This window comes from Lutimaribacter marinistellae, assembly GCF_042648365.1.
GTDB lineage: Bacteria > Pseudomonadota > Alphaproteobacteria > Rhodobacterales > Rhodobacteraceae > Lutimaribacter_A > Lutimaribacter_A marinistellae.
The window spans coordinates 322,193-344,366 of the sequence record NZ_JBHRXI010000004.1 but is presented as its reverse complement, the minus strand read 5'-3'; the positions used below and the strand labels follow the sequence as shown (position 1 = coordinate 344,366).

The window sequence follows — 22,174 nt, the reverse complement described above, 5'->3', positions numbered from 1 at the left end:
AATCAACACGGAGTATGGCACGATGACCCATTACGAAACGGCGACCGCATTTTTTGAAGCCTGCGAAACGGGTCAAGGTTGGGACAGTTGCAAGGTCTTTTGCCACGAAGGGGCGAGCTTTTCCTGTCAGGCGGATGCGCTGGCGGAGACGACAACCCTTGCTGACTATGCCGACTGGATGAAGGGTCTTTTGACGCCTGTGCCTGATGGCCGTTACAATTTGACCGCCTTTGCGGCAGACGAGGCGCGCGGTACCGTTGTCGCGACTGCCGAATTTCAAGGAACGCAGACGGGCGAAGGCGGACCCGTGCCTCCGACAGGGAAATCCGTGGTCTCGGACTACGCCTATGTCATGCAGTTCGATGGCGACAAGATCAGCCATATGACCAAAATCTGGAATGACGTGCACGCCCTGCGCGGGCTCGGCTGGGCATAATGCGCTGGCGCATCCTAGGCCTGCTGTTTCTGGCCCGCATCGGGCTTGGATTTCAGTTTCAGACAGTGGCCTCCGTTGGCGAAGACCTCATCGTCGCCTTCGGGCTCGACTATGTGGGTATCGGTCTCTTGATTGGGCTATTCATGGCCCCCGGTTTGGTTCTTGCCATGCCCGCCGGTTACTGGGGGCGCTACGTGTCTGACCGCATCATGGTGGTCTTTGGATTGGGCGCCTTGGCTTTGGGTGGCGCCGTGTCGTCCCTGGCGAGCGAAAGTTGGGGCCTCGGCATAGGTCGTATCCTTGCTGGGGCCGGGTTTCTGTTCACCACGCTCTATCTGACGAAGATGGTGGCCGACTGGTTTGAGGGCCGGGAAATAGCGACAGCCATGAGCATCCTGGTCATGAGTTGGCCCTTCGGGATCGCGATGGGTCAGATTGGCCATGCATGGCTTGCCCAAGGTTTTGGTTGGCAAGTGCCGTTTCAGGTGGCCTCGGTCTATTGCCTGATTGCAGCCCTTGGAGTGTTTGTCTTCTACCGGGCGCCGCATGATCTCCCGCATGCGAAAGGCGGGCCGCGGGCGACGATGACAGGGCAGGAATGGCGTCTGACGCTCTGTGCCGCCACCGCTTGGGGCGTCTTCAACGCGGCCTACGTCACCTATCTGTCCTTCGGGCCAAAAGTCCTAGAAGGTTTGGGCCAGTCCGCCATCGCGGCCGCTGGAATCATCAGCATCGGCAGTTGGATTATGATCGTATCCGGCACTATTTGCGGGCAGATCGTGGACCGGTTTGATGGGCGGAATGTTGTTTTGACGGTCTGCATGGGAGGCGCCATGACCGCGCTCTTGATGCTTGGCGTGCCCGGCGCCGGCCTTGGGGCAAGCGTGCTCTTTGGCTTGATCGGCATGGCCCCGGCCGGGGTCATCATGGCCATGGCGGGCCAGGCGATGCGGCCCCAGGTCCGGGCCTTCGGAATGGGTATTTTCTTCACCGTTTATTATGCGATCATGTTGGTCACACCTCCCGCGGCAGGCGCCATTCTCGATGCAACAGGCGCGGCAAAAGGGCCCTTGTGGCTCGCGATCATCCTCTTTGCCGCCGTGGTCCCTCTCGGCCTCGCATTCCAAACCATCAAAAACGTGCCACGCTTGGGCGGTGCAAAGGAAGCTTGAGAACGGTCGTTCGAAAGCCGGTTTTCACGAAGGAAATCATCACTGCCGATGAGATGGGCCAAACCTGCGCACCGATCACGCCGGTGGCGGCATTCGGCGTTGTCATAAACCCGTTCGCAGGCATCGTTCAAGCCGTCCTCGCGCCGCTCTTCGACGTCGGCGCGCAACTTGGCGGGTCAAGACCCATTGATTTCGGAGGGACGGCGTGATTCACGGTTCAACCTGCTCGTCACTGCCGGACACGTCAGCGATTACATCGGGGCACGGGCCTTGCTGAGCAGCCTGCCTGATGTCGACTGGCTACTCGGGGACCGAGGATACGACACCGACTGGTTCAGAGAAGCATTGAAATCCAAAGGGATACGTGCCCACAGCCCAGGCAGGAAGCAGCGGAAGAAAACCGTCAAGTACGACAAGCGCCGATACAAACGGCGCAACCGGTTCGAGATCATGTTTGGCAGGCTCAAGGATTGGAGGCGTGTGGCGACGCGTTATGACAGGTGCCCAAAGATCTTCTTGTCAGCCATCGCTCTCGCGGACATCGTTATTTACTGGCTTTGAAACTCAACGAGCCCAGACCCTTGCAAGACACGATGCGAAAAAACACCGAGCTGTGAGGCGCTTATCGATGAGGACTCTGTCAATAAATAAATCACATAGATTTATTTATTGACAGAGTTTCCTATTTGGCCGAGAAGGGGGGTGAATTTGCGTTTGTATGGCTGGGAGCCGGTATGATTCCTGACAAGCACAGGTCTGAGGCGCGCGAAAGCGCTTCGCTGGCTGCGGCAGCGCCTGTTCGCGGGTCCAATCAGGGCGCGATGCGTGCATATAACGAAAGGTTGGTTCTCTCCCTCATCCGACAGTTCGGCCCCAAGCCAAAAGCGGAGATTGCTAGACTGACAGGCCTTTCGCCGCAAACGGTCTCTGTGATCATGCGGGCGCTTGAAGGTGAGGGCTTGCTTGTTAAGGGTGAGCCTGTGCGCGGAAGCATAGGGCAGCCTTCAGTGCCCATGGGTCTCGCTGCGAACGGCGCATATTTTCTGGGGCTCAAAGTTGGTAGAGGTGGTTCCGAGCTGGTTCTGAGCGACTTTCTAGGCCAGGTGATCCGTTACCAGCGCGTAGAACACAGGGTGCCCTCTCCGTCAGGTGTCCTGCGGTTTGCCAATGAAACGATTGATACCTTCCTCGCAAGCTTGCCGGAAGACGACAGGTCTCGCGTGGCAGGTCTGGGTATCGCTCTGCCGTTTCGGATGTGGGATTGGGCTCACGGCGAAGACGGAGCGAACAGCTCTGATCTCGAAGCATGGAGAGGGCGCGATCTTGTCGCGGAACTGGCCAAATCCTACAGCTTTCCGACTTACCTGTGCAACGACGGGTCGGCGGCTTGCAGCGCAGAACTGGTTTTTGGAACCACGGCGAAGCCGCGCGATTTTCTTTACGTTTATGTCGGGTATTTCGTCGGCGGCGGGCTTGTATTGGACAACGCGCTTCATTTGGGGCGCAGCGGCAACGCAGCTGCCTTGGCATCTATGCCCGTGCAAGCTCTGTCAGGTGGGATGTGCTCACTTGTCGATATCGCATCGCTCGCTTGCCTTGAAGACAGCCTCGGATCGGCTTCAGATGCGGCGCTTTCAATCTGGGGTCGCTCGGGCGAGTGGGCCGTTCCGAAAGAGGCATTGGACGCATGGCTTGGCCAAGCGGCTCGCGGGATCGCGCAGGCCGTGATTGCGTCAGTTTGCGTTGTCGACTGTGAGACTGTTCTGGTCGACGGCTCCATGCCAGATGCCGTGCGCGCGGAGCTTGTCTCGCAAATCGAGCATGAGGTGGCAAGCTTGGTTACGGCTGGGGTGTCTGCCCCGAGAATCGCGCAAGGGTCTATAGGGTACGACGCAAAGGTGCTCGGGGCTGCGAGCTTGCCGCTGTCGGAGCGTTTTCTCGTCGAACGCAATGCGTATCTGAAAGACTGATCTATGATCCTTTGTTGTGGTGAAGCCCTGATTGACATGATCCCCGCGCCGACGGCCCGAGGCGCTGAGGGCTTTGTGCCGCACTGCGGTGGGGCTGTCTACAATACCGCCGTGGCCTTGGGGCGGCTTGGAGCGCAGACGGGGATGCTGACGGGCCTCTCCACGGACATGTTCGGACAGCAGCTTGCGCAGGGATTGAAGGCTAGCCATGTCGATGTCAGCCATCTGATTCATGCAGAGCGGCCGACGACACTGGCTTTTGTGCGCCTCGTTGATGGCCACGCCACGTATGAGTTCTTCGATGAGAATACGGCAGGGCGAATGATCGAGCCAGGTGATATGCCATCGCTGTCGCCCGAAATCACAGCGCTATATTTCGGGGGGATCAGCCTCGCTTGTGAGCCAGGGGCTGATGCCTACGCGACGCTTCTGAAGCGCAATGCCGAGGGGCGCGCTGTCATGCTGGACCCGAACATCAGGCCGAGCTTCATTCGCGACATAGGCCGCTATCGCGCGCGGCTGGACAGGATGATTGGTCTAACCAATATCGTGAAGGTATCGGATGAAGACCTCAATTGGATCACGCCAGAGCCGCTTTCGCTTGATGACAAGGTCGCACGCTTGCTGGGGCTGGGGCCTTCGATTGTTATTCTGACACGCGGTGGTGATGGCGCCACTGGCTACCTTGCAAGCGGCGAAGCTGTGCAGGTTGCTGCGCTATCGGCTGAGATTGTCGACACGGTCGGAGCAGGAGACACTTTCAACGCGGGGGTGTTGGCGAAACTGTCCGAGCTTGGGGCTTTGCACGCCGAGGGCTTGGCCAGCCTTGACGCGGCGACACTAACCAGCGCGCTGGAACATGGAGCGCGCGTAGCCGCGGTGACGGTTTCGCGCGCAGGAGCGAATCCACCATGGGCGGGAGAACTCTAGAATATGGCGAATATTTTATTTTCCTAAAATGTTAGCGCTATCACAATCTCGAATAGGAGATCGACATGACACTGAAAATAGCAATCAACGGCTTCGGACGCATCGGGCGTGGCGTTTTGCGCGCGCTGGTTGAGCGTGGCGATACCGATATCGAAGTCGTCGCGATCAACGATCTGGCACCGCCAGAAAACATCGCGCATCTTTTGAAGTATGACAGCGTGCATGGCCGCATCTCGGCACCAGTTTCAGCTGAGGGCGACAGGCTGTATGTTGGTGAGCGTTGCATCCGATTGACCGCGATCCGCAATCCTGAAGACCTGCCTTGGGGCGATGTGGATATCGCTTATGAGTGCACTGGCCTCTTCACCGAGCGCCCGGCGGCGGCGCGGCACCTTCAGAACGGATCGAAGCGTGTGCTGATCTCGGCTCCGGGCAAAGATGCGGACCGCACGGTTGTCTTCGGTGTCAACCACCACGAGCTGACGGCGAATGATCTGATCGTTTCCAACGCCTCCTGCACCACCAACTGCCTCGCGCCTGTTGCGATGGTGCTGGACCGTGCCTTTGGCATCAAGACGGGCTACATGACGACGATCCACGCTTTTACAGGCGACCAGCCAAGTCACGACACCAATCACAAAGATATGTATCGCGCACGTGCGGCGTCGATGTCGATGGTGCCAACCTCGACAGGTGCGGCCAAGGCGATCTCTCTGGTGCTGCCCCATCTCGCGGGCAAGCTGGAAGGTTCGGCCGTGCGCGTGCCCACGCCCAACGTCTCAATGGTTGACTTGTGCTTTACTCCAGGGCGCGCTGCTAGCGCCGAGGCGATCAACGCCGCTGTGGCAGAGGCTGCGCTTGGTGATCTTGCAGGCGTGCTGTCCTTTGAGGAAGATCCGCTGGTTTCGATCGACTTCAATCATGATCCGCATTCGTCCTGCTTTGCGGCGGCGCAGACCTGTGTGACCAAAGACGGCATGGTGCGGGTTGTGAGCTGGTATGACAACGAATGGGGTTTTTCAAACCGCATGCTCGACACGGGCCGCGCTATGGGTGCCTTGATGCAGACTGCGCCCCTGAAGATGGCGAGCTGACAAGATGGTATCGCGCGTCATCCCTGCGCCAGATTTTGATCTGGTCCTGTTCGGAGCCACGGGCGATCTGGCCCAGCGCAAGATCCTGCCGGGGCTGTTTCACCGCTTTGCTGTGGGCCAGATGCCACCCGCGGCGCGTATCATTGGCGTTGCGCGCTCGAAGATGGATGCAACGGGCTTTCGTGCACAGCTTGAGAAGAGCCTTGCAGCATTTGCGCCGCAGATCGCCGAGGATCGCGCGCTTCTGGAGCGTTTTCTTGCGAGCGTTGACTACCTGCGTGTTGACGTCATGGGCGAAGACGGCTGGAAGGATCTGGCGCGTAACCTGCGGCCCAATGTCGTGCGCGCGTTCTACCTTTCGGTATCGCCGTCGCTCTTTGGCGTTATCGCCTCAAAACTCAGCAGCTTTGAGGCCTCGACCGCCGAGAGCCGCATCGTGGTCGAAAAGCCCTTCGGGCATGATCTACAGAGCGCGCGTGCGCTCAACGCCGATCTGCGCCAAGGTTTCAAAGAGCGCCAGATTTACAGGATCGATCACTACCTCGGCAAGGAAACCGTGCAAAACCTGATGGCGCTACGCTTTGCCAATGCGCTTTGGGAGCCACTTTGGAACGCCACGCACATTGATCATGTGCAGATCACCGTAGCCGAGAGCCTTGGGGTTGAAGGGCGCGGTGAGTATTACGACAAATCGGGCGCGATGCGCGATATGGTGCAAAACCACCTGATGCAGCTTCTGTGCCTCACGGCCATGGAGCCGCCGTCGAAGTTTGACCCGAACGCGGTGCGCGACGAGAAGGTGAAGGTGATCGAAGCGCTTGAACCCGTTGGACCGGGTGACATCGTGCGCGGGCAGTATCGCGGGCAGAATCGACAAGGCGGCTACCACGAGCAAGCGGGGGATCCGAACTCGCGCACTGAAAGCTTTGTGGCGATGAAAGTTGGGATCGGGAATTGGCGATGGGCTGGCACACCCTTCTACCTGCGCACCGGCAAGAAGCTACGCGGGCGCGCGTCTGAAATTGCTGTCGTGTTCCGCGATCCGCCGCATATGATCTTTCCCAAGATGGAGCACCGCCGCGGCAACGCGATGATCATTCGGCTTCAGCCCGATGAGGGTATAACCCTGCGCAACACGATCAAGGAGCCAGGGCCTGGTGGCTTCCGCCTTGCCGAAGTGAACTTGGACATGACTTTCGCGGATGCGCTCAAGGAAAAGGCCGATCCGCAGGACGCTTATGAGAGGCTCATCATGGATGTGATCCGAGGAGATCAGACGCTCTTCATGCGCGGCGACGAAGTCGAGGCGGCATGGGCCTGGGCTGACCCGATTATCGAGGCCTGGGAGGCGTCAAACCAAATGCCAGAGCCCTACGATGCGGGAAGCTCGGGGCCTGAAGACGCGCTGATGCTCTTGCACAAAGAGGGCAGACGCTGGCGCGAGATAGCGTAGAGGACACGGAAGAGATGCCCCTCAATTCAACGATAGAACGCGTAACCGAACGTATCATCGAGCGCAGCACAGACGCGAGAGCGGACTATCTTGCGCGGATGAAAGCAGCACAATCGAAAGGCCCAGCGCGCGCGCACCTTTCGTGCAGCGGACAAGCGCACGCCTATGCGGCGATGGGTGACGACAAACACAAGCTTGTGGAAGGCAGCGCGGGCAATCTCGGCATCGTTACGGCCTTCAACGACATGCTCTCGGCACACCAGCCGTTTGAGACTTATCCTGCTTTGATCAAGCAAGCGGTGCGCGAAATTGGTGGAACGGCACAGGTTGCAGGCGGGGTGCCAGCGATGTGCGATGGCGTCACGCAAGGCGAGGCAGGGATGGAGCTGAGCCTATTCTCACGCGATGTGATCGCGCTCGCCGCCTCGGTGGCGCTCAGCCACAATACCTTTGATGCCGCTGTTTTCCTCGGTGTGTGTGACAAGATCGTGCCAGGTCTTTTGATCGCCGCACAGGCCTTTGGCCACTTGCCCGCTGTCTTCCTGCCTGCGGGGCCGATGACAAGCGGCATGCCAAACGAAGAAAAAGCCATGGTGCGCCAGGAGTTTGCCGCCGGAAAATGCGGTCGCGACAAGCTGATGGCAGCGGAAATGGCGGCCTATCACGGCCCCGGCACCTGCACCTTCTACGGTACGGCCAACACCAACCAAATGCTGATGGAGTTCATGGGGCTACACCTGCCGGGGGCGAGCTTCGTGACGCCGAACACGCCGCTCAGAGATGCGCTCACAAAGCACGGGGCGCAGCAGGCGCTCTCACTCAGCGCTTTGGGCAACTCCTACACGCCAGTGTGCAACATTCTCGACGAAAAGTCCTTCGTGAACGGGATTGTTGGGCTGGGCGCCACTGGTGGCTCGACCAACTTGCTCATCCACCTCGTTGCCATGGCGCGGGCAGGCGGGGTCATCCTGGATTGGGAAGACTTCTCCGAACTTTCGGAGGTAACGCCGCTTCTGGCGCGGGTCTACCCGAACGGGCTGGCCGATGTGAACCACTTCCATGCTGCGGGCGGCTTGGGGTATATGATCGGCGAGCTTCTGGGCGCGGGGCTCCTGCACCCCGATACGCAGACCGTGGCAGGCGAAGGGCTGGAGCACTACACGGAAGACCCCGTTCTTAAAGACGGGGTGCTTGGCTGGCGTGCGGGAACAAGCGAGAGTCTGAACGACAAGATCCTGCGCCCCGCCTCTGACCCGTTCCAACCCACAGGCGGGCTGAAGCGAATGACAGGCTCGCTTGGCACGGCTGTGATGAAAGTTTCTGCAGTGGCACCAGAAAACCGCATTGTCGAAGCGCCCGCGCGTGTTTTCCACGATCAGGACGAGGTTAAGGCGGCGTTCAAGGCGGGCGAGCTCACCGGAGATGTCGTCGTGGTGGTGCGCTTCCAGGGTCCGAAGGCGAACGGCATGCCGGAGTTGCACTCGCTCACACCGCTGCTCTCAATTTGTCAGGGTCGTGGCCAAAAGGTCGCTCTGGTTACGGACGGGCGCATGTCGGGCGCATCGGGCAAAGTGCCTGCGGCGATCCATGTCTCGCCCGAGGCGGTGGACGGCGGCCCGATTGCTCAAGTGCGCGACGGTGATCTTTTGCGCGTCGATGGCGAGGTTGGCACGCTCGACATCTTGGCCGAGGAAGTCGCGGGCCGCCCCAATGCCGAGGCGGACCTTTCCGCCGCGCATTGGGGCATGGGACGCGAGCTCTTTGCCGCATTCCGAAACACTGTCGGCGCCGCATCGGACGGTGCATCCATCTTCGGAGACTAACCCATGAGCCTGACCGCCAAAGACGCCTCGATCATCATCCGCGAAATCTGCTCACTCGCGCCCATTGTGCCTGTGCTTGTGGTGCACGATGTCGACACCGCCCGCCCTCTTGCCGAGGCACTCGTGGCGGGTGGGCTGCCCGCCCTTGAAGTGACACTCCGTACGCCCGCTGCGCTTGAGGTGATCAGCGCCATGGCGGAAGTGCTAGGCGGTCATTTGGGCGCAGGCACGCTGGTGACGCCAGATGACGTGCGTGCGGCCAAGGCAGCGGGCGCAACGTTTGGCGTCTCGCCTGGAGCGACCGACGCGCTGCTGGCGGCCTGCGAAGAGGAAGAGCTGCCGCTCCTGCCAGGCGCTGCCACGGCCACCGAGGCGATGCGGCTCTTGGCTCAAGGTTATGACATGCTCAAGTTCTTCCCGGCTGAAGCCTCGGGGGGGGCGCCGGCGCTGAAAGCCATCGGGGCGCCTTTGCCACAGATCACTTTCTGTCCGACAGGCGGTGTGAGCATGACCAATGCAGAGAGCTACCTCAGCCTGCCCAACGTCCTCTGCGCAGGCGGTAGCTGGGTTGCTCCTGCTGATTTGGTCGAGGCGAAGGACTGGGCCGCGATAGAGCGGCTCGCCCGCGAGGCCGCAGGCCTGGGGAGAGGCACGTGAAACCAATCTGGCAGACCTTGGAGCAGAACTACGCTGAAAACAAAGCCCGCTCGATCGCCTCGCTGTTTGACAAGGGGGATCGGCTCGCGCGTTTCTCTGCCACCGCCGATGAACTCTATCTCGACGTAGCAAAGACCAACATTGACGATGATGCGCTCGACGCATTGTTGGCGCTCGCCGAGGCGGCGGGCCTTGCCGAGCGGCGCGCGGCCATGTTTGCGGGCGAGAAGATCAACACAACAGAAGGCCGCGCCGTGCTGCACACCGCACTGCGCTCGTCTGAGGCCGCACCACTTCTCGTTGATGGTCGGGACGTGCGCCCCGCGATTGCCGAGACGTTGGCGCGCATGGAGATCTTTGCCGAGGGCGTGCGTTCAGGCAAGATTGCGTCACAGAGCGGAGCACCCTTTACCGATGTGGTGAACATCGGCATCGGCGGCTCTGACCTTGGTCCAGCGATGGCTAGGCTTGCGTTCGCACCCTATCAGGACGGGCCGCGCACGCATTTCATCTCCAACGTCGATGGAGCGCACGCCCGTGATACGCTGCGCGGGATCGACCCCGCCACGACGCTGGTGATTGTGGCCTCCAAGACTTTCACCACCATCGAGACGATGACCAACGCCGAGACGGTGTTCGGCTGGCTGCGTGGAGCGTTGGGTGAAAAGATCGGCACACATCTCGCGGCGGTTTCAACGGCGCAGGAGCTGACAAGCAAAATGGGCATTGACCGTGCCCGTGTTTTTGGCTTCGCCGACTGGGTCGGCGGGCGCTACTCACTTTGGGGGCCGGTCGGTCTGCCGATCATGCTGGCGATTGGAGCCGAGCGCTTCCGCGAGTTTCTGGACGGCGCTGCGGCGTTGGACGCACACTTCCAAAACGCGCCTCTCGCGCAAAACCTGCCCGTTCTTTTGGCTTTGACAGGTATCTGGCATCGCAACATCTGCGGATATGACACGCGCGCGGTGCTGCCCTATGACCAGCGGCTGGCGCGGCTGCCTGCCTATTTGCAGCAGCTCGATATGGAGAGCAACGGCAAGCGCGTGCAGATGGATGGCACCGCGGTCGAGCGCGACACAGGCCCCGTCGTCTGGGGCGAGCCTGGCACGAACGGACAGCACGCGTTTTATCAGTTTCTCCATCAGGGGACGGATGTGATCCCCGTCGAGTTCCTCATTGCAGCTGAAGCGCATGAGCCGGAGCTCGCTCATCACCATGACCTCCTGAAAGCCAACTGCCTTGCTCAGTCCGAAGCGCTGATGCTCGGGCGCAGCTTCGAAGAGGCGAAGCAGATCGCTTCGCGACTCGGTTTTGAGGGCACCGAACGAGAGCGTCAGGCAGCCCATCGCACCTTCCCGGGCAACCGCCCTTCAGTGACTTTGGCCTACCCAAAGCTTACCCCTTTTGTGCTCGGCCAGCTCATCGCGCTATATGAGCACCGCGTATTCGTGGAAGGCGTGGTCTGGAAAATCAACTCCTTCGATCAATGGGGCGTAGAGCTTGGCAAGGAACTAGCCAATGCGCTCCTTCCAATGGTTCAAGGCGATGAAGCGAAAGACAAAGACCCGTCGACAACAGCGTTGTTGGAAAGGCTGCGGGAGTGAGGCGCCTCAGAGTCGGATTCACGCCCTAGGCGGCAAGGCTTGCCATTCTTTTGAAAGTTTGCATATTGTTTCTCAAAATTTACGCGCGTTGCGTTTTGGGAAGTTTGAGTGATGGCACAGCAAAAGATCAAGAACATGGAAGAGTTTGCCGCTGTAAGCGGCATCTCGCGGCCAACGCTTTCGAAGTATTTCAACGACCCCGATAGCGTGCGGCGCTCCACACGAAGCAAGATCGAAGAGGCCTTGACGCGATTTGACTATCGTCCAAATGTCTTTGCAGTGAACCAGAACAGGCAGACGACGAAGAATATCGGGATTGTCGTGCCAAATCTCGCTGACCCGTTCTTCTCGGAGATCGGCAGGGAGGTTGAACTGGCCTGTATCGCTGCCGGATACAGTCCGATCTTGCTCAGCTCGCACGGCAGCCCCGAGCAAGAACGCGCAAACCTCGACTCCTTGCGCGCGCTAAAGCCTGCAGGCGTTCTTCTGGCGCCATTCGGTAGGGCTTCTGACCGCAGGGAAATCGAAAGCTTCAACAAGGATGTTCCCGTGGTTTTGTTCGATGCGAATGTGGAAGGCGCTTGCGAGGCATTCGTGGGAACAAATAACGATCAAAGCATTGATTTGATGGTTGAATACCTGTGTCGTAGCGGTCAGCCGCCATGTTTTTTCGAAATGAAATCGCCTTCAAATCCTAACGCGAACAAACGCCGGAGAGCTTATCTGGAAAGCATGGGGCGGCATGGCTACGAGGCCCGGATTTACCAGGCAGATGGCGAGGGTTGGGGCTTTGAGGAAATCGGGCGCGCCGAAGGTGGGCGGTTGCTCTACGAGAATGGGTTCAAGACGGACACAATCCTGTGCAGCAACGACCGTCTCGCCATTGGCATGCTGTCTGCAGCCTATAGTCTCGATATTCGCGTGGGGCACGGCCCGGTCTGTGCGCTGCGCGTTGCCGGGCATGACGATCACCCGTTTTCGCGCTTCACCTGTCCATCGTTGACCACAATCTCACAGGACTACGCCGCCATCGCGAATCGTGCGGCGAGCACGCTGTTTGAGATACTCGATACAGGTGTGCGCCCGAAAAAGCGCGAGGAAACGCTTTTCCATGGCCGCCTTGTAATGAGAGACTCGGCGTAAGCCTCTAGGCATGCATCGATTTTTCCTGCTAATTTACGCGCGTAAAAAATAAGTTGACTGCGCGTTAGGTTGGCAGTTAGGTTCGCTACATCATCCCGAACTGGAGGAATACGGATGTCTTTCAAGACAAAACTCTTGGCAGCGACCGCGATGTCGCTTGTCACGGCCGGTACATCCCTTGCCGAAACCATCACGATCGCGACTGTCAACAATGGTGACATGATCCGCATGCAGGGCTACACCGACGATTTCACGGCCAAGACAGGACATGAAGTCGAGTGGGTGACGCTGGAGGAGAACGTTCTGCGTCAGCGCGTTACCACGGATATTTCGACCAAAGGCGGCGCTTTTGACATCATGACCATCGGCATGTACGAAACGCCGATCTGGGGTGCGAATGGCTGGCTCGTTCCGCTCAATGACCTGAGCGCCGAATATGACGCGGCCGACATCCTGCCCGCGATGGCAGGTGGTCTGAGCCACGACGGCACGCTATACGCAGCGCCGTTCTACGGCGAAAGCTCTATGATCATGTATCGCACCGACCTGATGGAAAAAGCAGGCCTTGAGATGCCCGAGGCGCCGACATGGACATTTATCCGTGAAGCGGCAGCGGCCATGACTGACCGCGACAATGACATCAATGGTATCTGCTTGCGCGGCAAAGCGGGCTGGGGAGAAGGCGGTGCCTTCATCACGGCAATGTCCAACTCTTTCGGCGCACGTTGGTTCGACATGGACTGGAACGCCCAGTTCGACACCGAAGCCTGGAAGAACACGCTCGAGTTCTACAAGGGCATGATGGACGAAAGCGGCCCTGCGGGCTACGCGACAAACGGGTTCAACGAGAACTTGTCGCTCTTCCAGCAAGGCAAATGCGGCATGTGGATCGACGCGACGGTTGCAGCCTCTTTCGTGACCAACCCGAACGACTCGACAGTTGCCGACATGGTTGGTTTTGCGCTTGCGCCCGATAATGGCCTCGGCAAACGGTCCAACTGGCTCTGGGCATGGGCGCTCGCTATTCCGGCCGGCACGCAGAAAGAAGCTGCCGCCAAGGAGTTCATCGAGTGGGCTACATCGAAAGACTACATCGAGATGGTTGCCGCGAAAGAAGGGTGGGCCAACGTGCCCCCGGGTGCGCGAACATCGCTTTACGAGAACCCCGAGTATCAGAAAGTGCCGTTTGCACAGATGACGCTCGACTCGATCCTGTCGGCTGATCCGAACAACTCGACACTAGAACCTTCGCCCTACGTTGGCATCCAGTTCGCTGCGATCCCCGAGTTTGCTGGCATCGCTACAGAAGTGAGCCAAGAGTTCTCGGCGGCTTATGCGGGCCAACAGACGATCGACGAAGCGCTGGCAAAGGCGCAAGCGATCACCAATGATGCGATGGAAGCAGCGGGCTACCGGTAAGCATCTAAGGCAGGTCCGAGGGCGGCCTCCTGGTCGCCCTCGCTCCTCTTCCTGAATCTCTCACGTTATCTTTGTTCTGAAACGGCAAAGCACCGTTCACAGAGGAGATTTGCCCGATGGCTACCCAGCATTCCCGATCAGCGGCGCGCATCATGATGGCCCCCGCGGTTGTCTTACTCCTGGGGTGGATGCTCGTTCCGCTGACGATGACGCTCTACTTCTCCTTCAAGAAGTATCTGCCTCTGCGTGGTGGAGACCTCGGCTGGGTCGGCTTTGACAACTACGTGCGCTTTGTCACCTCCAGCTCGTTTTGGCCTTCGGTCATGACAACGCTGATCATTGTCGGCGGCGTGCTCGCGATCACGGTGATCTTCGGCGTCATGCTGGCGATCCTGCTCAACCAGCCGATGTGGGGCCAGGGCTTTGTCCGCATCCTTGTCATCGCTCCCTTCTTCGTCATGCCCACGGTTTCGGCGCTGGTTTGGAAGAACATGTTCATGGACCCGAACTATGGCCTGCTGGCGCATCTTTGGGAGTTCTTCGGCGCACAACCCGTCGAGTGGCTGAGCCAAGCCTCGCTCACTTCAATCATCATGATCGTCTCGTGGCAATGGCTGCCCTTCGCGACACTCATCCTGCTCACGGCAATCCAGTCGCTCGACAGTGAACAGCTTGAGGCTGCCGAGATGGACGGCGCGCCAGTTCACAAGCGGTTCGCCTTCATCACCCTGCCGCACCTTGGCCGCGCGATTACCGTCGTGATCCTGATCCAGACGATCTTCCTTTTATCGATCTTTGCGGAAATTTTCGTCACCACGGGCGGCGCCTTCGGAACCAAGACGCTGACGTACCTCATTTTTCAGCGTGTGCTGGAAAGCCAGAACGTGGGACTCGGCTCTGCGGGCGGCGTTTATGCAATCATCCTCGCCAACATTGTTGCCATCTTCCTGATGCGCCTTGTCGGCAAAAACCTGGACAAGTGAGGATCGGCAAATGGCACGTTCAGTCACCCGCAATCGCAAGATCATCAACACAGGCGCCGCATGGGCGGTGGGCCTTCTGATCTTCTTCCCGATCCTCTGGACCATTCTAACCAGCTTCAAGACCGAGGCACAGGCGATCGCCGATCCGCCCATCTTCCTCGGCTTTGACTGGACGCTGGAGAATTACTCCGCTGTCATGGAGCGCTCGAACTACGGCCGCTTCCTATGGAACTCGATCATCATCGCGGGCGGCTCGACGCTCTTGGGCATTCTCATCGCCGTGCCGGCCGCGTGGTCGATGGCCTTCGTGCCCTCCAAGCGCACCAAGGACATTCTCCTTTGGATGCTTTCGACGAAGATGCTTCCTGCGGTGGGCGTGCTCTATCCAATCTACCTCTTGTGCATTCAGTTCGGTGTGCTCGACAGCAAGATCGCGCTGGTGTTCATCTTGATGCTTATCAACCTGCCGATCATTGTCTGGATGCTCTATACGTACTTCAAGGAGATCCCCGGCGAGATCCTTGAGGCGGCGCGGATGGACGGGGCCACGCTCCACGAAGAGGTGCTCTATGTGCTCACGCCCATGGCCATCCCGGGTATTGCATCGACAGTGCTGCTCAACGTGATCCTTGCGTGGAACGAGGCTTTCTGGACGCTCAATCTCACAGCAGCCAAGGCCGCGCCACTCACCGCTTTCATCGCGAGTTATTCCAGCCCCGAAGGCCTTTTCTACGCCAAGCTCAGCGCAGCCTCGACAATGGCCATCGCGCCTATCCTCATCCTCGGCTGGTTCAGCCAGAAACAACTCGTCAGCGGCCTTACGTTTGGCGCCGTTAAGTAAGAAGGATCAGACCCATGGGACAAATCAAACTCAATCAGGTCTCCAAGAGCTTCGGCGAAGTGGAAGTGATCCCACCGCTGGACCTGACCATTGAAGACGGCGAGTTCAGCGTGTTCGTGGGCCCGTCGGGCTGCGGGAAGTCAACACTCCTGCGTCTCATAGCGGGCCTGGAAGACATCACCTCGGGCCACATCGAGATCGACGGGGCGGACGCGACCAACGTCCCGCCCGCAAAACGAGGGCTCGCGATGGTGTTTCAGTCTTACGCGCTTTACCCACATATGTCGGTGCGCAAGAACATCGCCTTCCCGATGCGGATGGCGGGCGTTCCGCAAGACGAGCAGGACCGCAGGATTGAGGCGGCTGCGCAGGCGCTGAACCTAACCGACTATCTCGACCGCCGCCCTGGCCAGCTTTCGGGTGGGCAGCGCCAGCGGGTTGCGATCGGACGTGCCATTGTGCGTGAGCCGCAGGCCTTCCTCTTTGACGAGCCGCTTTCGAACCTTGATGCCGCGTTGCGCGTAGGCATGCGGATGGAGATCTCGGAGCTGCACAAGAAGCTCAACACCACGATGATCTACGTCACGCACGACCAAGTCGAGGCGATGACCATGGCGGATAAGATTGTCGTGCTGCAAGCAGGCGTCATCGAGCAGGTGGGAAGCCCGCTGGAGCTTTACCGCGCGCCGCGCAACAAGTTCGTTGCCGGGTTCATCGGCAGCCCGAAGATGAACCTGATCGAAGGCGCTGCGGCTGAAAAGCACGGTGTGCACACGATCGGCATTCGCCCCGAGCATATCGACGTGTCGTCCACGGAGGGCACTTGGAAAGGCACGGTTGGTGTGGCCGAGCACCTTGGCTCTGACACGTTCCTGCACATTCACAGCGTTGCGGGATGTGATCCGATGACCGTGCGAGTTGACGGGGAGTTGCCAGTGAAACACGGCGACACTGTCTACCTGACGCCAAACCTTGCTCACCTGCACAAGTTCGACGAGCAGGGCTTGAGGGTCGAGTGATGCGTCTGGCTGGGAAAACAGCCATGATAACAGGCGCGGCCCGCGGCATCGGGCGCGCCTTCGCCGCCGCTTATGTGGCCGAAGGTGCGCGCGTTGCGATCGCGGACATCAACCTTAAGGGCGCCAAGGCCGCGGCCTCTGAAATCGGTGATGCGGCTTTCGCCGTTGCACTCGATGTCACCGATGAAGCGAGCATCGCGAACGCTGTGACCGAGGCGGCGGAGCGTCTGGGACAGATCGACATTCTTGTTAACAATGCAGCTGTTTTCACCGCAGCGCCCATCATCGAAATCAGCCGAGAAGACTTTGCTCGCACCTTCGAGATAAACGTCGCAGGCACGCTTTTTATGTTGCAGGCTGTCGCCCAGCACATGATCGCGCGCGGCATTGGGGGCAAGATCATCAATATGGCCAGTCAGGCAGGGCGGCGCGGCGAGCCGCTCGTGGCGGTCTATTGCGCCAGCAAGGCGGCCGTGATCAGCCTGACGCAATCAGCGGGACTGAACCTGATTGAGCAGGGCATCAACGTCAATGCAATCTCCCCTGGTGTTGTCGATGGCGAACATTGGGACGGTGTAGATGCCTTCTTCGCAAAATATGAGAGTAAATCCCCAGGTCAGAAAAAGGCCGAAGTGGGTGCGGCCGTCCCTTTAGGGAGGATGGGGACAGCCGAAGATTTGACAGGCATGGCGATCTTTCTTGCCTCTAGCGAAAGCGACTACGTCGTCGCGCAGACATACAACGTGGATGGTGGCCAATGGATGAGCTGACAAAACTCTCAAATGCTGCTCTGGATAAGCTTCGGTTGGAACATCCGCGCTATGATCGGACCGCGCTGACACCAGGTATCGTGCATATTGGGGTAGGCAATTTTCACCGCGCGCATCAAGCGTGGTATCTGCACCGCCTCATGCAGGAGGGTGCGGCGCAAGATTGGGCGATCATCGGAGCTGGCGTGCGCCCCTTTGATGCCAAGATGCGCGAAAAGCTTCTGGCGCAGGATTATCTGACCACATTGATCCAGCTCGATCCAGCCGAGACCTCAGCTGAGGTGATCGGTTCAATGGTCGACTACCTACCAATCGAAGACGATAACGGCGCCTTGATCGCGGCCATGGCCGAGCCGAGCATCCGCATTGTATCGCTCACCGTGACTGAAAGCGGCTACTACCTTGAGCCTACCACGATGGGTTTTGACGCAGCGCATCCCGATATGGTGTATGATGCAGCCAACCCGCGCGCACCGCGCACGGCTTTCGGGGCGATGGTGGAAGCTCTGCGCCGCCGCCGCGCGGCTGGCCGTGGCCCATTCACGGGGCTCAGCTGCGACAACTTGCAAGGCAATGGCAACGTTCTGAAACAGACCGTTACGAATCTGGCCCGACTAAGCGATCCGGAGCTTGCTGACTGGATTGCCGAAAACATGACTTTCCCCAACTCGATGGTGGATTGCATCGCGCCTGCGACAGGCCCCAAGGAGCACGCGCTGGTGCGGCAATTCGGCATCGACGACGCTGCGCCAGTGAGCCATGAGGCCCACCGCCAATGGGTGATCGAAGAAAAGTTTTGCGCAGGCCGCCCCGAATGGGAGCGTGTCGGCGTGACGTTTTCAGACGACGTTCATGCCTATGAAACAATGAAAATCCGCATCCTGAACGCGGGCCATCAGGTGCTGGCCAATATCGGCGAAGTTCTTGGGCTTGAAACCATTTCCGAGTGCATGGCGCACCGAGGCATCGCAGCCATGTTTCGCAAGGTGCAGGCCGAGGAGATCACTCAGACAGTGGCGCCTGTCCCTGAGTACAAGCCTCTGGACTATCTCGACCTGATCGAAGCGCGGTTTGGCAATCCGCTCATCGTCGATACGGTGCGCCGTGTTGCGTTCGACGGCTCGGCCCGCCATCCTGGGTTCGTGCTGCCGATCTTGCACGATCAGCTTGTGGAAGGGCGCTCGGTGTCTGGCCTCGCGCTCGTCGAGGCGCTGTGGGCGCGAATGTGTGAAGGCACGCGCGAGGACGGATCAACCATTGAGGCGAATGACCCGCACTGGGAAGCGTTGCAAGATGCCGCGAAGAAGGCCAAGGCGCACCCACAGGTCTGGCTTGAGCAAAAGGCGGTCTATGGTGCTTTGGCTAAAAGCGAGCCTTTCGCCAAAGCGTTTCATGATTGGCTTGAGCTGATTTGGGCGAAGGGTGCCGTTGCCGTGGTGGAAGATTACGTCTCGACCACCTCGCGGCGTGACCGACCGTTATTACAGGCTGAAGGACGCAGATGATGCGTTTAACCAAACTAGAACTGTTGGAGCTGATTGCCGAAAAAGCGAAGGGCAAGGCGCGAATCCTCATCGCAATCGCAGGGGCGCCGGGCTCTGGAAAGTCGACGCTTGCAGAGGAGCTTGCCGCACAGTTGGCTGATGCAGCCGTGCTTCCGATGGACGGGTTTCATCGGGACAATGCCGAACTTGAACAGATGGGGCGCCTCCACCGCAAAGGCGCGCCAGATACTTTCGATGCGGACGGGTTTGCCGAGTTGGTGCGCAGCCTTCGAAGCGAAGAAGAAATAGGTTACCCAACGTTCGACAGGGCGCTCGACAAAACCATCCCGAAAGGCGGGCAATTGGCCAAGGCGGTGCGCATCGTTATTGTGGAAGGGAACTACCTGCTGCTTGACACGCCCCCGTGGAATAGGCTTGCCGCAGAGTTTGATCTAACCGTCGGCCTTGAGGTTCCTCTGAGCGTTCTCGAAAAGCGTCTCATCAGGCGCTGGCTGGATCAAGGCATGTCACCAGAGCAAGCAGCTGCGCGCGCTGGCAAGAATGACATGAAAAACGCAAATTTTGTGATTGTGAAATCTGTTAAACCAGATGTCATCCTGTCCACAGACGACGATCCGCACTGAATCGAGCCGACATGAAGCTTGCGTGATGCATTTGTTGCGTTGAGGTTACCTGAGGCAAACATCAGCCGACCAACTCGCTTAACCCGCTCCGTTTAAGGTAGTAGGGAGCACGAGATTTTCGTATCTGAGCTGGCGCCTCGACAGCAATGGCGAGGCTGGACCTGTTTGGTGTTGTGAGTCGCTCCGAAGGCAGAGCAACAAGTAATACGGCATCTGCGTCCCAAGCAAACTGCCTTGCTCCGACTCGAAACAATTAAGTTCGCGCCGGGTGGGCCAAAAGGTGGGCAACTGTGCCATCACCTATGGTAAAGGTTTGAGAGAGCAAAATTTTTTTGATCTAGTGGCGCTGCTGGAGGGCACTTCGACCTTTGCGGTACCGGAGTTTCACCAGGAGTGGAGCACAAGAGAAATCCTCGTCATGTCCTATCTCGATGGCCAGCCCATCGAGACGGCGGCAACGGCCTCGCAAAGCAAGCGTGACGACATTGTTCAGCACCTGATCGATCTGACGCTTCGAGAGGTCTTCGAGTTCAACGTCATCCAAAGCGATCCAAATTTCGCGAACTTCCAATACAATTCCTAGACCGGAAAGATCATCCTGCTTGATTTTGGCGCAACGCGTCATCTTGAGCCAGCTCTCGTTGACACCTACCGGCAGCTCTTGCGTGTCGGCCTGTCGGATGATGCCACGGGGCTTCGCCGAGTAGCTCGGGATATGCAGCTCATCGAAGGGAAAGGGCGGAGATCGGCCATTCGCCGCACTTGGCGTGAATGTCGGGTTCGTCGGCGACTGGCTTCCAGTTCTTCGCTTGGTATCTGCTTCCTAATCACAGATTCGCCAATTTCGAAACGCCGACGATTACGCTCCAACTTTTTCAAGAATCGCTTGCAAGGCTCCCTGATCAACAAGCGTTATGCCGTTGTACTTCGTTTCCACAAGACCGCGCTTTGCCAAGCGTCTCAGGATCGTCCCGGTCCAATTGCGTGACAGATTGGCGGCACCGGCGAGATCCTGCTGGGTCACAGGAATGGAGACCATTCCGCCGGCGTCAGAAGCCTCGCTTCTGGCACCGGCAAAGCGCAGAAGCACGGCAATCAGACGGGATTCGGTCTCTGCAATCAGCAGGTCTGCGCCCGCGAGCGCTGCAGTATCTCCGTACGAAAGCGCAAGGGCCACGAAATGGCGCCACCATTCCGGATGCGCGTCCAGCATCGCAAGCACCCGTCGACGCGGGATTGCAGCGCACCATACCGGTGATCGTGCCACGGCAGTTGCGATCCGCGCCTGTTCCGAGACAATCGGCCGGTAGCCCATCCAGAAGACAGGCGGTGCGACATGGAGAATTGGCGAGGCCGGCTGACCGAACGATACATGGAAAGAAATGAATCCCTTGGCGAGGCCGATGAGGTCTCCATCCTCGTCTCCCGCCAAAGTAATCTGCGCGCCAGTCGCGAAATGGCGCCATGCTGCATTTGAAAGCAGTTCCGTCCGAAACGCCGGATCGACCGAGGCAAGCCAACCCTGGGTCGATAGGATCTCCGTACCTGTATCTCGCTCCAAGATCACCTCCACGTGTTTTGTCCGAAGAGCGGACAACTTTGACAACTGGCTGTCAAACTTCGGGCGACAATCCTGCTATCGATTGGCATGACGACGAATCCAGCTAATTGCATGTCTGGGACATTTATCTGGGCCGAGGACCAGGAGGATTGAATGAAGAGAATTGCGAAATCTGCGAGCCTCATCGCACTCGCCGCAGCACCCGCGCTGGCGCAGGAAACGGTCACGCCCGAGAGCTATATTCGGGCAGAGGTCGACATGTCCTTCGCTCAGTTCCAACTCAATGCCGGAAGCGATGTGAACCGCTTCTACTACATCCGCAAGCCGACGCCACTGGACGCGCAGGCCGTAGTGCGGATGAACCGCGATACGCTCTATGCCGGCTCGGTGGTCGATACCGAGGGCGGCGCGACGATCACGATCCCTGAGTTTCCGGATGACCGCTATTTCTCGATCCTCGTAATCGACAACGACCACTATGCGCCCGTGGTGTTCTACGAGCCCGGCACTCATGAAATTCCGGGCGACACCAAATATGTCTCCCTGATCATGCGTATCCAGATCATGGACCCGAGCGATCCGGCGGATGTGGCGCTCGTCAATGAAATGCAGAACAAGTTCGTCATCGAAGCCGCGAGCCACGACCTCTTCCCCGAACCGCAATGGGACGTGGACAGCATGCTCGCCCTGCGCGCCGAGTACGAGAAGCAATTCCAGAAGTTCAGCCAGTACGAGCCCGACTGGATGGGCCCGCGCGGCGAGGTGAACGAGGAGACACGCCACCTTGCAGTCGCAGGTGCTTGGGGGCTCTTTCCAGAGAAGGACGCGGTCTACATCAACTACACCGGCCCCGCCTCGGCCGAGGCCTGCTACACCGCGACCTACGAGGTTCCGCCGAACGATGCCTTCTGGTCGATCACCGTCTACGGCGCCGACGGCTTCATGGAAAGCGACACCAACATCGTCAACGACCGCAACGTGACGCTGAACGACGATGGCACCTTCACCGTGCATTTCGGCTCCGAGGATCTGTGCGGCGCGCAGCCGAACCGGGTCGATATCAGCGAGGGCTGGAACTTCCTGATGCGCATCTACCGTCCGGGACAAGCCGTTCTCGACCGGACCTATACCTTGCCCGAAGTCGAGGAGGCCTCGTGATGGCGACCTGACT

The 22,174-nt window shown here is 59.0% G+C and carries 20 protein-coding genes and 1 pseudogene; 20 read left to right on the top strand and 1 reads right to left on the bottom strand.

Features of this window, described 5'->3' with window-relative positions; all coding sequences use genetic code 11:
- The first annotated feature begins 22 nt into the window (after window positions 1-22).
- The 19 genes and pseudogenes from ACFORG_RS06195 to ACFORG_RS06105 all read left to right on the top strand — a co-directional run bounded on the left by ACFORG_RS06195 (window position 23) and on the right by ACFORG_RS06105 (window position 20,025).
- Window positions 23-436 (top strand): ester cyclase, encoded by a 414-nt coding sequence (locus ACFORG_RS06195; RefSeq protein WP_386734514.1) that lies wholly within the window; start codon window positions 23-25, stop codon window positions 434-436.
- A complete protein-coding gene (locus ACFORG_RS06190; RefSeq protein WP_386734513.1) occupies window positions 436-1,608 on the top strand; it encodes an MFS transporter in 1,173 nt (390 codons plus the stop codon). The genes ACFORG_RS06195 and ACFORG_RS06190 overlap by 1 nt, the downstream gene beginning before the upstream one ends.
- A 228-nt stretch (window positions 1,609-1,836) precedes the next feature.
- A pseudogene (locus ACFORG_RS06185) lies at window positions 1,837-2,169 on the top strand (transposase); the annotation flags it as partial.
- A gap of 173 nt (window positions 2,170-2,342) precedes the next feature.
- Window positions 2,343-3,578, top strand: a complete 1,236-nt coding sequence (locus ACFORG_RS06180) for an ROK family transcriptional regulator (protein WP_386734512.1) — start codon at window positions 2,343-2,345, stop codon at window positions 3,576-3,578.
- Window positions 3,579-3,581: 3 nt separating this feature from the next.
- Window positions 3,582-4,508 (top strand): carbohydrate kinase family protein, encoded by a 927-nt coding sequence (locus ACFORG_RS06175; protein WP_386734511.1) that lies wholly within the window; start codon window positions 3,582-3,584, stop codon window positions 4,506-4,508.
- Window positions 4,509-4,573: 65 nt separating this feature from the next.
- The gene (gap, locus tag ACFORG_RS06170) at window positions 4,574-5,602 is read left to right on the top strand and encodes a type I glyceraldehyde-3-phosphate dehydrogenase (protein WP_386734510.1); all 1,029 of its coding nucleotides are present in this window, start codon (window positions 4,574-4,576) and stop codon (window positions 5,600-5,602) included.
- Between the two features lie 4 nt (window positions 5,603-5,606).
- Window positions 5,607-7,055 carry a glucose-6-phosphate dehydrogenase gene (gene zwf / locus ACFORG_RS06165; RefSeq protein ID WP_386734509.1) on the top strand — a complete coding sequence of 483 codons (1,449 nt, stop codon included), beginning with the start codon at window positions 5,607-5,609 and terminating at the stop codon, window positions 7,053-7,055.
- A gap of 14 nt (window positions 7,056-7,069) precedes the next feature.
- Window positions 7,070-8,878 carry a phosphogluconate dehydratase gene (gene edd / locus ACFORG_RS06160; protein ID WP_386734508.1) on the top strand — a complete coding sequence of 603 codons (1,809 nt, stop codon included), beginning with the start codon at window positions 7,070-7,072 and terminating at the stop codon, window positions 8,876-8,878.
- 3 nt (window positions 8,879-8,881) lie between these two features.
- Window positions 8,882-9,535 carry a bifunctional 4-hydroxy-2-oxoglutarate aldolase/2-dehydro-3-deoxy-phosphogluconate aldolase gene (gene eda / locus ACFORG_RS06155; protein WP_386734507.1) on the top strand — a complete coding sequence of 218 codons (654 nt, stop codon included), beginning with the start codon at window positions 8,882-8,884 and terminating at the stop codon, window positions 9,533-9,535.
- Complete coding sequence (pgi, locus tag ACFORG_RS06150; protein WP_386734506.1) at window positions 9,532-11,139, top strand: glucose-6-phosphate isomerase; 1,608 nt, start codon at window positions 9,532-9,534, stop codon at window positions 11,137-11,139. The genes eda and pgi overlap by 4 nt, the downstream gene beginning before the upstream one ends.
- Before the next feature lie 111 nt (window positions 11,140-11,250).
- Window positions 11,251-12,282, top strand: coding sequence for a LacI family DNA-binding transcriptional regulator (locus ACFORG_RS06145; RefSeq protein WP_386734505.1), 1,032 nt, complete (start codon window positions 11,251-11,253; stop codon window positions 12,280-12,282).
- Window positions 12,283-12,396: 114 nt separating this feature from the next.
- Entirely contained in the window at window positions 12,397-13,701 is a 1,305-nt protein-coding gene (locus ACFORG_RS06140; RefSeq protein WP_386734504.1) for an ABC transporter substrate-binding protein, read from the top strand.
- Window positions 13,702-13,817: 116 nt separating this feature from the next.
- Window positions 13,818-14,684, top strand: a complete 867-nt coding sequence (locus ACFORG_RS06135; RefSeq protein ID WP_386734503.1) for a carbohydrate ABC transporter permease — start codon at window positions 13,818-13,820, stop codon at window positions 14,682-14,684.
- Window positions 14,685-14,694: 10 nt separating this feature from the next.
- A complete protein-coding gene (locus ACFORG_RS06130; RefSeq protein ID WP_386734502.1) occupies window positions 14,695-15,525 on the top strand; it encodes a carbohydrate ABC transporter permease in 831 nt (276 codons plus the stop codon).
- Between the two features lie 14 nt (window positions 15,526-15,539).
- Complete coding sequence (locus tag ACFORG_RS06125; protein ID WP_386734501.1) at window positions 15,540-16,544, top strand: ABC transporter ATP-binding protein; 1,005 nt, start codon at window positions 15,540-15,542, stop codon at window positions 16,542-16,544.
- The gene (locus tag ACFORG_RS06120) at window positions 16,541-17,314 is read left to right on the top strand and encodes an L-iditol 2-dehydrogenase (RefSeq protein ID WP_386734500.1); all 774 of its coding nucleotides are present in this window, start codon (window positions 16,541-16,543) and stop codon (window positions 17,312-17,314) included. Before ACFORG_RS06125 ends, ACFORG_RS06120 begins: the two co-directional genes overlap by 4 nt.
- Window positions 17,302-18,819, top strand: a complete 1,518-nt coding sequence (locus tag ACFORG_RS06115; RefSeq protein WP_386734499.1) for a mannitol dehydrogenase family protein — start codon at window positions 17,302-17,304, stop codon at window positions 18,817-18,819. The genes ACFORG_RS06120 and ACFORG_RS06115 overlap by 13 nt, the downstream gene beginning before the upstream one ends.
- Window positions 18,819-19,442, top strand: coding sequence for a phosphoribulokinase (locus tag ACFORG_RS06110; RefSeq protein WP_386734498.1), 624 nt, complete (start codon window positions 18,819-18,821; stop codon window positions 19,440-19,442). Before ACFORG_RS06115 ends, ACFORG_RS06110 begins: the two co-directional genes overlap by 1 nt.
- Before the next feature lie 280 nt (window positions 19,443-19,722).
- Complete coding sequence (locus ACFORG_RS06105) at window positions 19,723-20,025, top strand: AarF/UbiB family protein (RefSeq protein ID WP_386734497.1); 303 nt, start codon at window positions 19,723-19,725, stop codon at window positions 20,023-20,025.
- A 276-nt stretch (window positions 20,026-20,301) separates the two neighbouring features.
- Here the strand turns inward: ACFORG_RS06105 and ACFORG_RS06100 are convergent, their stop codons facing one another.
- The gene (locus tag ACFORG_RS06100; protein ID WP_386734496.1) at window positions 20,302-21,015 is read right to left on the bottom strand and encodes a Crp/Fnr family transcriptional regulator; all 714 of its coding nucleotides are present in this window, start codon (window positions 21,013-21,015) and stop codon (window positions 20,302-20,304) included.
- 141 nt (window positions 21,016-21,156) lie between these two features.
- Between ACFORG_RS06100 and ACFORG_RS06095 the strand changes: the two genes are divergently transcribed.
- On the top strand, window positions 21,157-22,161 hold the full coding sequence (locus tag ACFORG_RS06095) for a DUF1214 domain-containing protein (RefSeq protein ID WP_386734495.1): 1,005 nt from the start codon (window positions 21,157-21,159) through the stop codon (window positions 22,159-22,161).
- Window positions 22,162-22,174 lie beyond the last annotated feature (13 nt).

Coding starts and splice junctions, on each gene's coding strand:
- ACFORG_RS06110 (WP_386734498.1), top strand. CDS start 18,819: ATGCGTTTAACCAAACTAGAACTGTTGGAGCTGATTGCCGAAAAAGCG.
- zwf (WP_386734509.1), top strand. CDS start 5,607: ATGGTATCGCGCGTCATCCCTGCGCCAGATTTTGATCTGGTCCTGTTC.
- ACFORG_RS06180 (WP_386734512.1), top strand. CDS start 2,343: ATGATTCCTGACAAGCACAGGTCTGAGGCGCGCGAAAGCGCTTCGCTG.
- ACFORG_RS06135 (WP_386734503.1), top strand. CDS start 13,818: ATGGCTACCCAGCATTCCCGATCAGCGGCGCGCATCATGATGGCCCCC.
- ACFORG_RS06140 (WP_386734504.1), top strand. CDS start 12,397: ATGTCTTTCAAGACAAAACTCTTGGCAGCGACCGCGATGTCGCTTGTC.
- ACFORG_RS06195 (WP_386734514.1), top strand. CDS start 23: ATGACCCATTACGAAACGGCGACCGCATTTTTTGAAGCCTGCGAAACG.
- gap (WP_386734510.1), top strand. CDS start 4,574: ATGACACTGAAAATAGCAATCAACGGCTTCGGACGCATCGGGCGTGGC.
- ACFORG_RS06145 (WP_386734505.1), top strand. CDS start 11,251: ATGGCACAGCAAAAGATCAAGAACATGGAAGAGTTTGCCGCTGTAAGC.
- ACFORG_RS06130 (WP_386734502.1), top strand. CDS start 14,695: ATGGCACGTTCAGTCACCCGCAATCGCAAGATCATCAACACAGGCGCC.
- ACFORG_RS06175 (WP_386734511.1), top strand. CDS start 3,582: ATGATCCTTTGTTGTGGTGAAGCCCTGATTGACATGATCCCCGCGCCG.
- ACFORG_RS06125 (WP_386734501.1), top strand. CDS start 15,540: ATGGGACAAATCAAACTCAATCAGGTCTCCAAGAGCTTCGGCGAAGTG.
- ACFORG_RS06095 (WP_386734495.1), top strand. CDS start 21,157: ATGAAGAGAATTGCGAAATCTGCGAGCCTCATCGCACTCGCCGCAGCA.
- edd (WP_386734508.1), top strand. CDS start 7,070: ATGCCCCTCAATTCAACGATAGAACGCGTAACCGAACGTATCATCGAG.
- ACFORG_RS06115 (WP_386734499.1), top strand. CDS start 17,302: ATGGATGAGCTGACAAAACTCTCAAATGCTGCTCTGGATAAGCTTCGG.
- ACFORG_RS06190 (WP_386734513.1), top strand. CDS start 436: ATGCGCTGGCGCATCCTAGGCCTGCTGTTTCTGGCCCGCATCGGGCTT.
- eda (WP_386734507.1), top strand. CDS start 8,882: ATGAGCCTGACCGCCAAAGACGCCTCGATCATCATCCGCGAAATCTGC.